The organism is Ferrimonas marina, assembly GCF_900129905.1.
Classification (GTDB): domain Bacteria; phylum Pseudomonadota; class Gammaproteobacteria; order Enterobacterales; family Shewanellaceae; genus Ferrimonas; species Ferrimonas marina.
This window is the reverse complement of sequence record NZ_FQXG01000005.1, coordinates 164,782-179,593: the sequence shown is the minus strand read 5'-3', so window position 1 is coordinate 179,593 and position 14,812 is coordinate 164,782. Positions and strand designations below refer to the sequence as shown.

General features: G+C 61.0%; 17 protein-coding genes. 15 read left to right on the top strand and 2 right to left on the bottom strand.

Features of this window, described 5'->3' with window-relative positions; genetic code table 11:
* Positions 1–50 precede the first annotated feature (50 nt).
* From BUC04_RS13200 to BUC04_RS13160, 9 genes are all read left to right on the top strand, one after another.
* The gene (locus BUC04_RS13200) at positions 51–482 is read left to right on the top strand and encodes a secondary thiamine-phosphate synthase enzyme YjbQ (RefSeq protein WP_067661251.1); all 432 of its coding nucleotides are present in this window, start codon (positions 51–53) and stop codon (positions 480–482) included.
* A gap of 351 nt (positions 483–833) precedes the next feature.
* A complete protein-coding gene (locus tag BUC04_RS13195) occupies positions 834–2,456 on the top strand; it encodes a peptide ABC transporter substrate-binding protein (RefSeq protein ID WP_067660916.1) in 1,623 nt (540 codons plus the stop codon).
* A 60-nt stretch (positions 2,457–2,516) separates the two neighbouring features.
* Positions 2,517–3,443: an oligopeptide ABC transporter permease OppB gene (oppB, locus tag BUC04_RS13190; protein ID WP_067660919.1), complete on the top strand. Its 927-nt coding sequence runs from the start codon at positions 2,517–2,519 to the stop codon at positions 3,441–3,443.
* 1 nt (position 3,444) lies between these two features.
* Positions 3,445–4,359: an oligopeptide ABC transporter permease OppC gene (oppC, locus tag BUC04_RS13185; protein ID WP_067660925.1), complete on the top strand. Its 915-nt coding sequence runs from the start codon at positions 3,445–3,447 to the stop codon at positions 4,357–4,359.
* Positions 4,360–4,368: 9 nt separating this feature from the next.
* Positions 4,369–5,340 (top strand): oligopeptide ABC transporter ATP-binding protein OppD, encoded by a 972-nt coding sequence (gene oppD / locus BUC04_RS13180; RefSeq protein ID WP_067660928.1) that lies wholly within the window; start codon positions 4,369–4,371, stop codon positions 5,338–5,340.
* Entirely contained in the window at positions 5,337–6,326 is a 990-nt protein-coding gene (oppF, locus tag BUC04_RS13175; protein ID WP_067660931.1) for a murein tripeptide/oligopeptide ABC transporter ATP binding protein OppF, read from the top strand. Before oppD ends, oppF begins: the two co-directional genes overlap by 4 nt.
* Positions 6,327–6,367: 41 nt before the next feature.
* Complete coding sequence (locus BUC04_RS13170; RefSeq protein ID WP_067660934.1) at positions 6,368–6,877, top strand: GNAT family N-acetyltransferase; 510 nt, start codon at positions 6,368–6,370, stop codon at positions 6,875–6,877.
* 100 nt (positions 6,878–6,977) lie between these two features.
* A complete protein-coding gene (locus BUC04_RS13165) occupies positions 6,978–7,223 on the top strand; it encodes an HP1242/YdcH family protein (protein WP_067660937.1) in 246 nt (81 codons plus the stop codon).
* Positions 7,224–7,414: 191 nt separating this feature from the next.
* Positions 7,415–9,055 (top strand): coiled-coil domain-containing protein, encoded by a 1,641-nt coding sequence (locus BUC04_RS13160; protein ID WP_067660943.1) that lies wholly within the window; start codon positions 7,415–7,417, stop codon positions 9,053–9,055.
* A gap of 157 nt (positions 9,056–9,212) precedes the next feature.
* Here the strand turns inward: BUC04_RS13160 and BUC04_RS13155 are convergent, their stop codons facing one another.
* On the bottom strand, positions 9,213–10,316 hold the full coding sequence (locus tag BUC04_RS13155; RefSeq protein ID WP_067660945.1) for a phosphoribosylaminoimidazolesuccinocarboxamide synthase: 1,104 nt from the start codon (positions 10,314–10,316) through the stop codon (positions 9,213–9,215).
* A gap of 262 nt (positions 10,317–10,578) precedes the next feature.
* Between BUC04_RS13155 and BUC04_RS13145 the strand changes: the two genes are divergently transcribed.
* The 5 genes from BUC04_RS13145 to BUC04_RS23960 all read left to right on the top strand — a co-directional run bounded on the left by BUC04_RS13145 (position 10,579) and on the right by BUC04_RS23960 (position 13,451).
* The gene (locus BUC04_RS13145) at positions 10,579–11,553 is read left to right on the top strand and encodes an aldose epimerase family protein (protein WP_067660951.1); all 975 of its coding nucleotides are present in this window, start codon (positions 10,579–10,581) and stop codon (positions 11,551–11,553) included.
* A 91-nt stretch (positions 11,554–11,644) separates the two neighbouring features.
* Positions 11,645–12,619 (top strand): tRNA dihydrouridine(20/20a) synthase DusA, encoded by a 975-nt coding sequence (gene dusA, locus BUC04_RS13140; RefSeq protein ID WP_067660954.1) that lies wholly within the window; start codon positions 11,645–11,647, stop codon positions 12,617–12,619.
* A gap of 194 nt (positions 12,620–12,813) precedes the next feature.
* A complete protein-coding gene (locus tag BUC04_RS13135) occupies positions 12,814–13,086 on the top strand; it encodes a hypothetical protein (RefSeq protein ID WP_067660956.1) in 273 nt (90 codons plus the stop codon).
* Between the two features lie 39 nt (positions 13,087–13,125).
* Positions 13,126–13,317: a PspC domain-containing protein gene (locus BUC04_RS13130; protein ID WP_067660959.1), complete on the top strand. Its 192-nt coding sequence runs from the start codon at positions 13,126–13,128 to the stop codon at positions 13,315–13,317.
* Positions 13,302–13,451, top strand: a complete 150-nt coding sequence (locus BUC04_RS23960; protein WP_156480005.1) for a hypothetical protein — start codon at positions 13,302–13,304, stop codon at positions 13,449–13,451. The genes BUC04_RS13130 and BUC04_RS23960 overlap by 16 nt, the downstream gene beginning before the upstream one ends.
* 65 nt (positions 13,452–13,516) lie before the next feature.
* Here the strand turns inward: BUC04_RS23960 and BUC04_RS13125 are convergent, their stop codons facing one another.
* Complete coding sequence (locus BUC04_RS13125) at positions 13,517–14,257, bottom strand: enoyl-CoA hydratase (RefSeq protein WP_067660968.1); 741 nt, start codon at positions 14,255–14,257, stop codon at positions 13,517–13,519.
* Positions 14,258–14,313: 56 nt separating this feature from the next.
* On the opposite strand from BUC04_RS13125, the gene BUC04_RS13120 reads away from it, so the two are divergent.
* Positions 14,314–14,784, top strand: coding sequence for a copper chaperone PCu(A)C (locus BUC04_RS13120; protein WP_067660971.1), 471 nt, complete (start codon positions 14,314–14,316; stop codon positions 14,782–14,784).
* The last annotated feature ends 28 nt before the right edge of the window (positions 14,785–14,812 follow it).

Genomic DNA, 14,812 nt, shown 5'->3' with positions numbered 1-14,812 from the left:
CCTAGCACCTAGCACCTAGCACCTAGCACCTAGCACCGCAAGGAGACTTCATGTCAGATTGGCTGCAACGTTCCTTTTCCCTGAAGGCCCGCCCACGGGGCTTTCACCTGGTGACCGACGAGATCCTCAAACAGCTACCGGAGCTGGCCCGCTGTCGGGTCGGCTTGCTGCAGTTGTTCATCCAGCACACCTCCGCTTCCTTGACCCTCAACGAGAACGCCGATCCCACGGTACGGACCGACTTCGAATCCCATTTCAATGTGATGGTGCCGGAAGGGGCTGCCCACTACCGTCACACCTACGAGGGGCCGGACGATATGCCGGCGCACCTGAAGGCCAGCCTGCTCGGAAACAGCCTGATACTGCCGGTAGGGCAGGGGCGACTGCAGCTGGGCACCTGGCAGGGGATCTACCTGGGTGAGCACCGAGACCAGGGTGGCAGCCGCCATCTGGTGGCCACCCTGCAGGGTGACTTCAACTGACAAGAGTGCTGTCTTTGCCGATGATCTCGCCACACTGCCCCCAGTGTGGCGTTTTTATTTTTGACCCCACTACGCCCATGCGTGAGATTGATCAACTTTTTTCTGGGCAAAAATCTGGTGGAAAGCCCTGTCGCGGCAAGGATTATATTGTTATTCAACGTTGCTCATAAAGAAGAGCAATGTGACCCCCTCTTTATCCACATTGAAATTTTGTTATTCTGAAGCCGACTTTGGGCGCATTTCACGCTACCAAAATAACAATTAACAAAATCTTAACCCGTCGTTATCAAAGCTAGAACGGGTACTTGGAAGTTAAGAAAACAGTGAGTAGGACCAGGGGGCACGCTGTACATGGCAAAAAACATAATCAAAGCCGTGGGGCTCAGCTTAGCGTTGGCATCGTTGATGCCAGTGGCGCAGGCAAGTGGGGTACCTGAAGGGGTAAAACTGGCAGCGGTTCAGGAGTTGGTGAAGGGCAATGGCTCGGAGCCGGCTTCGTTGGATCCGCAGAAAGTGGAAGGCACCACCGGCTCTGCCATCACCAAGGACCTGTTCGAAGGCCTGGTGCAGCAGGACGACTACGGCAACACCATTCCCGCCCAGGCGACCCATTGGGACATCAGCGAAGACAACCGCACCTTCACCTTCCACCTGCGTGAAGGGATCCTGTGGTCCGACGGCCACCCGGTAACCGCCGAAGACTTCGTCTTCGCTTTCCGCCGTGCGGTGGATCCGGAAACCGCCTCCCGTTACGCCTGGTACCAGGAGATCGCCACCGTCGCCAACGCCGCCGACATCATCCGTGGTAAAAAAGCCCCGGAAGAGCTGGGTGTGCGCGCGGTCAACGATCGCACCTTCGAGGTGACCCTGGAGCAACCGGTGCCTTACTTTGTGAAGATGCTGGCCCACCAGAACACCTACCCAGTGCCAAAGCACGTGGTGACCTCCTTGGGCGATCGCTGGACCCGCCCGGGCAACATGGTGAGCAACGGTGCCTATGTACTGGAGCACTGGGTGGTGAACGAGCGCATCGTGCTTAAGCGCAATCCCAAGTACTGGGACAACGACAACACCACCATCAACAAGGTCACCTACATGGCGATCGAGTCCGCCAACACCGAACTGGCCCGCTACAAGGCCGGTGAGCTGGACATGACCGCCTCGGTGCCGCTGGAGCACTTCCGCTCACTGCAGCGCGACCTGCCCAACGACATCCGCATCACCCCGTACCTGGGTGCCTACTACTACGAGTTCAACACCAAGGTGCCGCCGTTTGACGACAAGCGGGTACGTAAGGCGCTGTCTCTGGCAGTCGAGCGCGACAAGATCACCACTTACGTGTTGGGCCAGGGTCAACGCCCCGCCTTCACCTTCACCCCGCAGTCGGTGGCCGGCTACAACCCGCCGGAGGTGGAGTACGCCAACTGGACCTCTGAGCAGCGTCTGGAGAAGGCCAAGCAGCTGATGGCCGAGGCGGGCTACGGTCCGGACAAGCCGCTGACCATCAACCTGCTGTACAACACCAACGAGAACCATAAGAAGATCGCCATCGTGGTGTCCCAGCTGTGGAAGCCGTTGGGTGTGCGCGTTCGCCTGGAGAACCAGGAGTGGAAGACCTTCCTCGACACCCGTAACCAGGGGCGCTTCGAGATGGCCCGTGCCGGTTGGGTTGGCGACTACAACGACGCCTCCACCATGCTCGACATCCTGTTGTCCAACCATGGCCAGAACAAGGGCAAATGGCACAACGAGGAGTACGACGCGATCATGAACGCCTCGCGGATGATCGCTGACGACGAGGAGCGTGCCGAGTACTACGCCCGGGCCGAGCGCATCATCGTTGAAGAGATGCCGATCATCCCGGTGTACGAGCAGGTGGTGACCCGTCTGGTGAAGCCCCACGTGGGCGGCTACCCGATGAACAACGTCGAAGACACCATCTACACCAAGAACATGTACATCATCGCCCAGTAGTCTCGGCGAACACCTAATGGAATCTCTCCCGGCGTCGGGGCCGGGAGCAAGGAGTGAGCAATGTTTCAATTTACGGTGTTTCGCCTGCTTAAGGCGATCCCAACCCTGCTGATCCTGGTGACCCTGTCCTTCTTCTTGATGCAGGCCGCACCGGGTAGCCCCTTCACCGGGGACTTCAACCTGCCGCCAGAGGTACTGGCCAACATCGAGGCCAAGTACCACCTGGACAAGCCGCTGTGGCAACAGTACGGCTACTACCTGGCGGATCTGGCCAAGGGCGATCTCGGCCCCTCCTTCAAGTACCGCGATTACAGCGTGAACGAGCTGGTAGCCCAGAGCTTCCCCATCTCCCTCAAGCTGGGGATCGTGGCGTTCATCTTCACCGTGATCTTCGGTACTGCGCTGGGCACCATTGCGGCGCTCAAGCAAAACAGCTGGATCGATTACACCGTGATGAGCCTGGCGATGGTGGGCGTAGTACTGCCGTCGTTCGTACTGGCGCCGGTGCTGGTGCTGATCTTCGCCGTGAACCTGGGCTGGCTGCCTGCCGGTGGCTGGAATGACGGCGCCTGGCAGCACATGATCCTGCCGGTGGCAGCGATGGCGATCCTCTACATGGCCTCCATCGCCCGTATCATGCGTGGCTCGATGATCGAGGTGCTGCACTCGCCCTACATCCGCACCGCCCACGCCAAGGGCCTGCCGATGCGTCACATCATCTTCAAGCATGCGCTGCGTCCGGCGATGCTGCCGGTGGTTTCCTACCTGGGCCCGGCCTTCGTCGGCATCATCACCGGTTCCGTGGTGATCGAGACCGTGTTCGGCATCCCGGGTATCGGCCAGTACTTCGTCAACGGTGCACTGAACCGTGACTACTCCCTGGTACTGGGTCTGACCATCCTGGTGGGCGCCCTGACCATCCTGTTTACCGCCATCGTCGACATCGTCTATGGCCTGATCGATCCGCGCATTCGAGTGGAGAGCTAAGATGCAGACTCTGACCCAAAAACAAAATAACGAAGCGGTCGAAGCCTTTGCCGCCGAACTGGAGGTAGAGGGCCGCTCTCTGTGGGCCGATGCCCGCCGTCGCTTCCTGCGCAACCGTGCGGCCGTCGTGTCGCTGTGCATCCTCTGTGTCATCGCCGTGCTGGTGGTGATCGGCCCGGCCGCCTCCGAGTACACCTTCGACGAGATGGACTGGGAAAACATGGCGACCGGCCCGTCCATCGCCACCGGTCACTACTTTGGCACCGACTTCCTCGGCCGTGACCTGTTTGTCCGTACCCTGGAGGGGGGCCGCATCTCCTTTATGGTGGGGATCCTCGGCGCCCTGGTGGCGGTGATCATCGGTACCCTGTACGGCTCCATCGCCGGTTACGTCGGCGGCCGTACCGACAACATCATGATGCGTACCCTGGAGATCCTGAACTCCTTCCCGTTCATGTTCCTGGTGATCCTGCTGATGACCTTCTTCGGTCGTAGCCTGTTTTTGATCTTCCTCGCCATCGGCGCGGTGTCCTGGCTGGATATGGCGCGGATCGTGCGGGGCCTGACCCTGGGCCTGAAGAAGAAGGAGTTCGTGGAAGCGGCCATCGTCGCCGGTACTCCGACCAAGGACATCATCCTGCGTCACCTGGTGCCCAACACCCTGGGTATCGTGGTGGTGTACGCCTCGCTGCTGGTACCGTCGATGATCCTGTTTGAATCCTTCTTGAGCTTCCTCGGCCTGGGCGTGCAAGAGCCCTACACCTCCTGGGGTGCGCTGGTGAACGAAGGCGCCAACACCATGGACATCGCGTTGTGGCAGCTGGCCTTCCCCACCGCGTTCCTGGTAGTCACCCTGTTCTGCTTTAACTACATCGGCGACGGTCTGCGTGACGCGCTCGATCCGAAAGACCGCTAAGGAGGCGTCATGAGCTTACTGTCTGTTAAGGATCTGAATGTTCAGTTCACCACGCCGGACGGCAACGTCACCGCGGTGGACAAACTCAGCTTCGATCTGGCCCCGGGCGAGACCCTGGGCATCGTGGGCGAGTCCGGTTCCGGCAAAAGCCAGACCGCGTTCGCCATCATGGGCCTGCTGGCCAAGAACGGCCTGACCGGCGGTTCGGTCAAGTTCAAGGATGAAGAGATCCTGGGCCTGCCCACCGCGGCGCTAAACAAGATCCGCGCCGAGCAGATCGCCATGATCTTCCAGGACCCCATGACCGCGCTGAACCCCTACATGAAGGTGGGGCCGCAGCTGATGGAGGTGCTGATCCTGCACAAGGGGATGAGCAAGGCCGACGCCTTTGCCCGCAGCGTCAAGATGCTGGAAGCGGTGAAGATCCCGGAAGCCGAGAAGCGCATGGACATGTACCCCCATGAGTTCTCCGGTGGTATGCGTCAGCGGGTGATGATCGCCATGGCGCTGCTGTGCGAGCCTAAGCTGCTGATCGCCGATGAGCCCACCACTGCCCTGGACGTGACCGTACAGGCGCAGATCCTGGACCTGCTCAACGAGCTCAAGCACGAGCTGGGCACCGCCATCATCATGATCACCCACGACCTGGGTGTGGTGGCGGGTCTGTGTGACAAGGTGATGGTGATGTACGCCGGTCGTACCATGGAGTACGGCACCACCGATCAGGTGTTCTATAAGCCAACTCACCCCTACACCAAGGGTCTGCTGTCCGCCATTCCGCGCCTGGACGGCGAGGAAGAGGCGCTGCCCACCATCCCCGGCAACCCGCCGAACCTGTTGGCACTGCCCTCCGGCTGCCCGTTTGGCCCCCGTTGTGCCAACGCCACCGAGCAGTGCAAGGCCCAGGCGCCGGCGCTGGAGAACTTCGACGGCAGCCGTCAGCGTGCCTGCCACAAGTCCATTGAGGAGGTGGCAGCATGAGCATCCTGTTAGAAGCGAAAGGCATCAAGGTTCGGTTCGCCATCAAGAAGGCGCAGAAGTGGCCCTGGGATCCGGTACCGGAGCTGAAAGCAGTAGACGGCGTCTCTTTCCAGATCGCCCCGGGGGAAACCCTGGGGGTGGTGGGCGAGTCCGGTTGTGGCAAGTCCACCCTGGCCCGTGCCCTGATCGGCCTGGTGCCGATCAGCGAAGGGGAGGTGTGGTTCGACGGTCAGAAGGTCAACCACGGCGATCCGAAGGCGATGAAGCTGCTGCGCAAAGACGTGCAGATGATCTTCCAGGATCCGCTGGCCTCACTGAACCCGCGGATGACCGTGGGCGACATCATCGCCGAGCCGCTGCGCAACTACTACCCGGAGTGGGACAAGGAGCGGGTGGTCACCGAAGTGCGGGCGATGATGGCCAAGGTGGGTCTGCTGCCCAACGTGATCAACCGTTACCCCCACGAGTTCTCCGGCGGCCAGTGTCAGCGTATCGGCATCGCCCGGGCGCTGATCCTCAAGCCCAAGCTGGTGATCTGTGATGAGCCGGTGTCCGCGCTGGATGTGTCGATCCAGGCTCAGGTGGTCAACCTGCTCAAGGATCTGCAAAAGGAGATGGGACTGTCGCTGGTGTTCATCGCCCACGATCTGTCCGTGGTGAAGCACATCTCCGATCGGGTGATGGTGATGTACCTGGGCAACCAGGTCGAAACCGGCACCAGTGAGGAGCTGTACGGCAAGCCGTCTCACCCCTACAGCCGGGCACTGCTGTCCGCCGTACCGGAGCCGGATCCGGAGCTGGAGCGCAACAAGCAGCACATCTTGCTGGAGGGCGAGCTGCCTTCGCCCATCAGTCCGCCCTCGGGCTGCGTGTTCCGCACCCGTTGTCTGGCGGTGTGCGATGGCTGCAGCGAGGCCAAACCGAGTCTGCAGTCCCTCGGTGGCACCCACCAGGTGGCCTGCCCCCGTTACGACATCGCGATCTAATTGCATCAGGCGCCTTCGGGCGCCTTTTTTACAGGAGTTCTATGGTGACGCAATCCAACGTTGAGCCCCGCCTACGCCCCTGGCAGGCGGAGGACCTGCCCGCCCTGCAGGCACTGTTCGGTGACGCCGACAGCGTCCGCTGGTTGGGACCAGGGCAGCCGCTGACGGAGCTGGAGTGCCAGTTCTGGCTCTCCAGTCAACTCAATGGCAAGGCCGAGTGGGCGCTACAGGCGATCACTCAAGGGGATGAGGTGGTGGGCTTCGCCGGTTTGTTGCCGGGCCCCTCCGGCAGCGAGCTGCTGATGGCGCTGCTGCCGGCCTATCGTCGCCAAGGCCTTGCAAAGGCGGCATTAAACCAGCTGCTGCAGTCGCGCTTGACTACACTGGTAGGCACTCCGGTGATGGCCAGTGTGGCGGACGCCAATCAGGCTGGGCTGGCCCTGCTGAAAGCCTGCGGTTTCGCCCCTGTGGCGGGGGCCGAGGGCGGATGGCAGCGCTTCTGCTTCCGGCAGGAGATCGATCAGGCCGAGCCTGTGGCAGAAAGCGCATGATGTGCAAGTGAGTTTGTTGCGCTGAAACTGATTCAGGTCAAGACCTTACCGGGGAGAGCAGTGGCAGTATTGAGATAAGCCCACGACGGAGGATCGACCCATGATAGTTGACGACCACAGCTTGATCAGCGAATTCCCCAAGGACAAGGCCCTGATCCAGGACCTGAACATGCGGGATGATGAATTCCACGTTTTGTACAACCAATACCACGAGATAGACCGCGAGGTGCACCGCATCGAGGAAGGGCTGGAGAACACCGCGGACGATTACCTGGAAGGCCTGAAGGTGAAGCGCCTCCAGCTGAAAGATCAGCTGTTCCAACGGATAAAAAGCGCAGGCGCCTAAACCCTAGCCGGGCGCTGGTGACGGCGCCCATCCCTCCGCCGCTGGCCACTCGGTGAGCGGTGTCGTAAGAGATTGCCCCATAATCCCTCTCCAAGATTAAAGTTTCTTTATAAATCAGTCGATTGCCCTGTCACTTTCCGACTCTCTCCTTTAGACTTCGCGCGAATATAAATATAACTATGGGATATAAGATGTACCCAGTGAAGAAGTCTTTGGCGTGTGCCCTGTTGGTGGCCATGATGGCCGGTGGCTGCGCCTCCACCCAGAACGATCCGCAACAAGCCAATGAGATCCAGGCCCAGCGCCTGTCTGCTTTAGCGGCCATCGAGCAGCAGCGCGACAGCATCCAGCCGCTGTTGGCGGACGACGAGTTGGCCTGGTTCGCCACCGCCCAGGTACGTGCAGCCAAATCCGCCTGGGCCCAGGCCCAGGAGCAATACACCCTGGTACAGGATGCCCCGGATCGCCTGGTTGAGCGCCTCGGTGTGTTCAACTCCACCACCCGCCAGGCGGCGCTGGAGCAGGCCCTGCTGGAAGCCTCTGGCCACCTGAGCAACGCGGTCCAGGTACGTGACCAAGTGAAACAGGTGCTGGCCGAGGCTCTGGCGAACCGTGAGGTACTGGTGGAGCTGGATGCCGAGTCCCGTTTCCCCACCCAGTCCGGTAAGACCCAGACCCTGCTGAAGACCCTGGTGGATGCCGTGGCTCAGGGTCGTGAGGATGACGCCATCGCCGGTTTGCCGGGCCTGCTGCGTGAGCAGCGCAGCCTGGAGGTGCGCACTGTTACTGCGATCAACATGGTGCCGCTGAAGAACCGCATGCTGGAGCTGCAGAACGACCTGATCGATGTGGTGGCACCGCAGACCTACGCCACCGCCATGGCCGCCTACAATGCCGGTGTGGCCTTTATCGCCGAGCAGCCGCGCAACCAGGCCAAGATCGAAGAGCATGTGACGGCAACCGCCTTTGCCATTCGCCATGCCGCCCACATCGGTAAGGATGTGAAGTTCCTGGATGCCCACCAGGTGGAGGACTACGAGCGCTACCTGCTGGGCTTTGAACGTTACCTCAACCGCATTCGTCTGGCCCTGGAGCTGGATGACCTGCGCGACCGCAGCATCGCAGACCAAGCCAAGGCCCTGGATGAGCATCTGCGTGCCATCCAGCAAAGCGATGGTGATGCCATGAGCCAGCTGCGCGAAGCCCTGGCCCAGGCAGAAAAAGCCCTTGAGCAAAGTGGTCAGGAGCTGACTCAAGCGAGTGAGCAACTGGCACAGCGTGACGGCAAGATCGCCGAGCTGGAAGGGGTGGTCGCCATGCTGCAACAGCAGCAGGAGGTGATGACCGCCCAGCAGCAGGAGCGTGACGCCGCCCTGACCGAAGAGGAAGAGCTGGCCCTGGTCGAAGACGAGGAGCTGGCGCTGACCGAGGACGAAGAGCTGTCCATTGCCGACGAGCAGGAGCTGGTCCTGACCGAGGACGAAGAACTGGCCATTGCCGACGAGCAGGAGCTGGTCTTGGCCGAGGACGAAGCCCTGGTTGAAGAGCAAGCCTTGGCTCAGCCGGAGAGCGAGGTAATCGCAGAGGAAACCGCAGAGCTGGCACAAAACGACAGCCAGGTTGAGGCGGCTGTTGAACCGGTTGTTGAATCAGTAACCGAAGCCCCGGCAGCGGTGGAAGCAGAAGTTGCTGAGGTGGCTGAGGCCGTTTCCGAGACCACCACTGAGACCGTGGTCGCTGAAGCCCCGGCAGCCGTAGTGGCAGAGGTCGCCAGCAATGACGAGCAAAGCGCCGACAGTGATGAAGCTACCGAGCTGAGCGACGCTGAATAAGTACTCGTATCGGATAAAGGGGCCTTTGGGCCCCTTTTCTATATCCCTTTTCGTTGTTTCTTTTTCCAGGCCAGTCATGGCTCGGCCGTAACGCTAAGGGTGAGTGATTGGCACAAAAAAGGCAGCCATTGGGCTGCCTTTTCTATTGTTGGCCGAGTTAGTCGACCAGGCCGTACTGCTCCCGCAGGATCTCAATGATCTCCGCCTTAGGGTTGTCAGACAGCACGATCTTCTCACCGGTGATGGTCTCGGCGATGTCGGTGTAGGTCTTGGAAACCGCCATCAATACCTCGGTGGGCAGGGCGTTGTCCCGGGCCAGGGCGCTGCGCTCGTCCATCCGGTCCTTGTTCAGCAGGATGTCCGGATCCGGGAAGTGGTTCAGCAGCAACTGGCGGAAGCCCTCTTTGGAGTTCTCCACTACCTTGCCACCGCGGTAGCTCGGGCCGTCCCAGATACGGGAGGAGTCCGGGGTGCCCACCTCGTCCATGTAGATCAGCTTCTCGTTACCATTGGCATCGGTAACGTAGCCAAACTCGAACTTGGTATCGACGAACACCTGGTCCAGCTTCGCCAGGGCATCGGAGATCACGTCGAAGCCCTCTTTCAGCAGCACTTCGTAGCGGTCGATGTCGGCCGGGTTACGGAAGTTGAAGGCAGCGTAGTTGTCATCGATGTTCTGACGGGTGATGTTGACGTCGTCCACCGCCGGCACGCCGGGGATGCCTTCCAGGATGCCCTTGGTGGAGGGGGTGATCAGCAGCTCAGGCAGCTTCTGATCCTTCTCCAGCCCTTCCGGCAGCTCGATGCCACAGAAGTTGCGCTCACCCTTGCTGTAGGCGCGCCACATGGAACCGGTGATGTACTGGCGACAGATCGCCTCAATCATCACGGGCTTGGCTTTTTGCACAATCCAGACGAAGGGGTGGGGGATGTCGAGGATGTGGCTGTCCGCCAGACCCTGCTCCTTGAACAGTTTGAACCAGTGGTTGGAGATGGCGTTCAACGCCGCGCCCTTGCCGGGCACACCGTTCATACCACCTTCACCGTGCCAGATGCAGTCGAACGCGGAGATCCGATCGGAGATCACCATGATCGCCAGCGGCGCATCCTCGGCCACATCGTAGCCTTTCTCCTTGATCAGGCGACGGCTGTCGGCTTCGGTCAGCCAGTAGACGGAGCGTACTTTACCGGAGTGCACCGGCTTATCGGTGCGGATCGGCAGATCGTTGTTAACGGCCAATACCTTGTCTGCAAGACTCATTGGAACTGTCCTGTATCTTCAATGCGGTTGTAGGGTTTAGGGCTGGGACACGTCGGGCTGTTGTTTTGGCTAGGCCATTGTTTTGGCTGCGCCGACGTTGGCTAAGGCCGCTGTCTCCAGTGGGGCGGATGATAGCAAAATTTGCCCCTTTGCCCCACTGTTCTGGTTGGTTTTTTGTTCAGCCCAGATGGCTCCAGGCTTCACCGTTTGGGGCCGGCTCTGGTAGCTTCTAGCCATTGTGTTGCAAAGGAACCGCAAGAGCATGAGTGATACCCCCATTGAGTTGCAGGGCCCGGATGGCCTGCGGGTTTCTCTATTTCGCCACGGGGCGGCGCTGGGGGCGATCACCCTGGATACGCCGGACGGCCGGTTGCCGATGTGTCTGAGCTACCCCCGCTGGCCTGCCGAGGAGCACTACTACCTGGGGGTGGTGGCGGGCCGCTTCGCCAATCGCATCGGCGGTAGCCGGGTTGAGCTGGATGGCCAGAGCCATCAGCTGGTGGCCAACGAAGGGAGCAACTGCCTGCACGGCGGCGAGCACGGCTTCGATAAGCGCCTTTGGCAGCTGACAGCGCAGGGCCAGGACGCCGCCAGTTTCGCCCTGGTGTCTGAGCATGGCGACCAGGGCTTTCCCGGCACTCTTAAGGCCCAGGTGCACTACGCGCTGCTAAGCCAGGGGCGGCTTCAGATCCGGTTTGAGGCCGAGACCGACCGCCCCACGGTGGTGAATATGTGCAACCACAGCTATTTCCACCTGGGGGCAACGGACCTGCGTGAGCTGACCCTGTGGCATCGGGCCGAGCGGTACCTGGCCATCGACAGCGCTGGGATCCCCACCGGAGAGCTGATGCCGGTGGCGGGCACACCACTGGATTTTCGCCAGACCCAGGGACTGGGCCAGGCCCTGGTGCCCTTTCTGGCCAATCAGCCCGACGGTGTGGACCATGCCTTGGTGTTGTCTGAGCCGGGTCTAGCTGAACCGGCCCTGAGCCAGCCGGTGGCGGTGCTCAGTCATCCCCGGCTTGGTGTGCGGATGCGCCTCTATACCGACCAGCCGGCGCTGCAGCTTTATACCGGTCAGCACCTGGGCGCGCCCTTTGCACCCCACCAGGGGGTGTGCCTGGAAGCGGAGGGATTTCCCGATGCCCCCAACCATCCCCACTTCCCCAGCTGTCGGCTTGAGCCGGGCCAGCGCTACCAAAAAACCGTGGTATACCAGTTCGATCGCCAGGGGTAAGGGCCACGACGGCGGGGTGGTGAAATAATCGCCTGTGCATTTGCGCCGGGCTTTTGTAGAATAGCCGCCCCAAATCACCGCGAGGCCCCCGATGAAGCGCACCTTTTCCGTAGCTCCGATGCTCGACTGGACTGACCGTCACTACCGATTCTTTGCCCGTCTGATCTCCCGTCAGGCGCTGCTCTACACCGAGATGGTGACCACAGGTGCGATCATCCATGGCAAGGGCGACTACCTGGCCTTCAACGAGGAGGAGCACCCGGTGGCGCTGCAACTGGGCGGCAGCAACCCGGCGGATCTGGCGCACTGCGCCAAGCTGGCGCAGCAGCGGGGCTACGACGAGGTGAACCTCAATGTCGGTTGCCCGTCCGATCGGGTACAGAATGGCCGCTTTGGCGCCTGCCTGATGGCGGAGCCGCAACTGGTGGCGGAGTGCGTCAAGGCGATGCAGGACGTGGTGGATATCCCGGTGACGGTGAAAACCCGCATCGGTATTGATGAGCAGGACAGCTACGGCTTTCTGACCGACTTTGTGGGCACCGTCAGCGACGCCGGTTGCGACATCTTCACCATCCATGCCCGCAAGGCCTGGCTGCAGGGCCTGAGCCCGAAGGAGAACCGGGAGATCCCGGAGCTTATCTACGAGCGGGCCTACCAGGTGAAGCGCGACTTCGCCCAGCTCAACATCTCGGTGAACGGCGGGATCAAGACCCTGGAGGAGTGCGAGGCGCACCTGGAGCACTTGGATGGGGTGATGGTGGGGCGCGAAGCCTACCAGGATCCCTACATGATGGCGGCGGTGGATGCCCGGTTGTACGGTGATGACCGTCCGGTGTTGTCCCGCGCCGAGGTGGTGGAGCAGATGATCCCCTACCTGGAGCGTCATATCGCCAACGGCGGTCGTGCCAACCACGTCACCCGTCATATGCTGGGGCTGTTCAATGGCATGCCCGGTGCCCGTCAATGGCGCCGCTACCTGGCCCAGAACGCCCACCTGCCGGGCACCGGTGCCGAGGTGTTGAGCCAGGCATTGGCCTCCTTGCCGGCCGCGGCCCAGGCGGCGTAAATCCCTCTTGGCGGAATTGACCAACCCGGTGGTCAATTCCGCTATTGCCCCCCCTTCCTCCCCATATCGGCAACTCCCCCTTGCAAAGTCCTTGTAAAAATAATCAATAAAATCAGACTTTTGGTTATTTTTTGAACATTGGCACGCCAATTGTAATAACCCCAGTGTCATTCAATCACACTGAGGTAAATCTCATGACTGCGCTCAAGACTCTGGTTTCTGTTTCTGTTGTTGCTCTGTCCCTGACCGGCACTGTTCAGGCAGGCCAGACCCTCTCCCTCAACGAAGCGATCGACCGCTCCCTGCAGCGAGGCTTTGACCAGACTCGCCAGGCCATCGTTGAGGATGCGCGTCAGGATGCGCTGGCCACTGCCCAACGGGTGTTTGGTCGTGTGACTGTTACTGATTACCCGATCATGGCCAAGCAAACCGAACAACCGAAGCGTAACGACAAGCGCATCCAGTAACCCTGGGGCACGACAACGGTATGGTGGGGAGAGACGACGATGAATGGAAAAAAGAGCTTAGCCAACCGCTGGTGGTTCGGTGTCGCCGCCCGGCTGGCCTACCTGATGGAGTGGCCGGTGCATTGGGTCAGGATCGGCATCCTGGCACTGACCTGGCTGTCTCCAGTGATGATGCTGTTCCTCTATCTGATGGCAGCCTGGCTGATGCCCAGATCATGGCGTGGCTGCTGATCCTGCTGCTGCTGGGGCTGGTGCTGCTGGTGGAGTGGGTGGATCTCTGGGCGTTGGCGATGGTGGACGGCGCCTTCTACTGGGCCCTGTTACCGGTTTTGGCGGGGGTGCTGTTATGGCGCTGGTGGCGCTGAGCCAATCGGCTTCGGCCGCCACCAGCAACAGCGCCGGTGGCAGCAAGCCCACCCCAAGCCGGGGCTTAACGTGCGGTCAACTGGGTCAGGATCTGGCGACACTCCGCCGAGTTCACATGCTGCAGGAACAGCTCCAGCTCGCGCTCGATGCACACCTCGAGATCGGCAGGCCGGCTCTGACGCAACAGTGCCAGGGTGCTGATCATCGCCTTGGGCGGCTGGGCCGCCAATGCCTGGGCCCGGCTCATGGCCAGCTCAAGCAGCTCTTCGGCCGGCACAATGGCATTGATCATGCCCCAGTCCGCGGCCTGCTGGCCACTGAAGGGCTGGCCCAGCAACAACAACTCCGACGCCCGCTGGCGCCCGACGTGCAGCGGCAACAGCAGGCTGGAGCCCGCTTCCGGCACGATCCCCAGGTTAACGAAGGGCAGCTGCAGCCGGGCATCGGCGGTGGCGTAGACCAGGTCGCAATGCAGCAGCAGGGTGGTGCCGATTCCTACCGCCGGACCGGCGACCGCGGCCAGCAGCGGCTTGGTCATCTTCGGTAGCTGGCGAACGAAGCGCAGCACCGGGGTCTGCTCATTCACCTGGTCCAGCGCCAGGAAGTCGTTCAGGTCATTGCCGGCACAGAAACACTCGGCCGACCCCTGGAACAGAACCGCGCGCACCTCAGGGTCGGACTCGGCCTGTTCCAGGTGCTGAACCAATACTGCATACATGTTTTGCGTCAATGCGTTACGCTTGTTCTGACGATTTAGGGTCAGTACCATGACTCCACCGTGACGGTGGCAAAGAACGGGATCCATAAGCACTCCTGTGACCGGCTGGCTTCCTTGAATTCCTTCAGTCTAAAGGATGGACGATGATGTTCAAACGTTTGTTTAACTTTCTTCCGTTGGTGTGTGCATTGCCTTTTTCGGCGGCGGTATCAGCCACTGTGTTAGTGGAGCAGCCCCAGGTTCGACTGATGCCCCCGGGGGTGCCAAACACCGCCGGCTACATGACCCTGACCAGCGAGCAGCAGGACGATGCCCTGCTTGCTGCCCGTTGTGATGGCGTGCGTACCACCGAGCTGCACACCATCCTGGAGGAGGATGGCCTGACCAAGATGCGTCCGGTCAGCTCCGTCGCTTTGCCCCAGGGCCAGGCGGTTGCGCTGACGCCCGGCGGCTACCATCTGATGTTGATGGGCGTCGATGGCTTGCCCGCTGAGGGCGAGACCCTGCGTTGTGAATTAACCTTTGAGCGGGCAGGGCCGCAATCGGTGGGGCTGGTGGCCACCCCTATCGGTGAGGAGTCTAAGGACGATCATCACCACCATCATCACCACTGAAGCACGGGCTCGAACTGAAGGAGAGGCA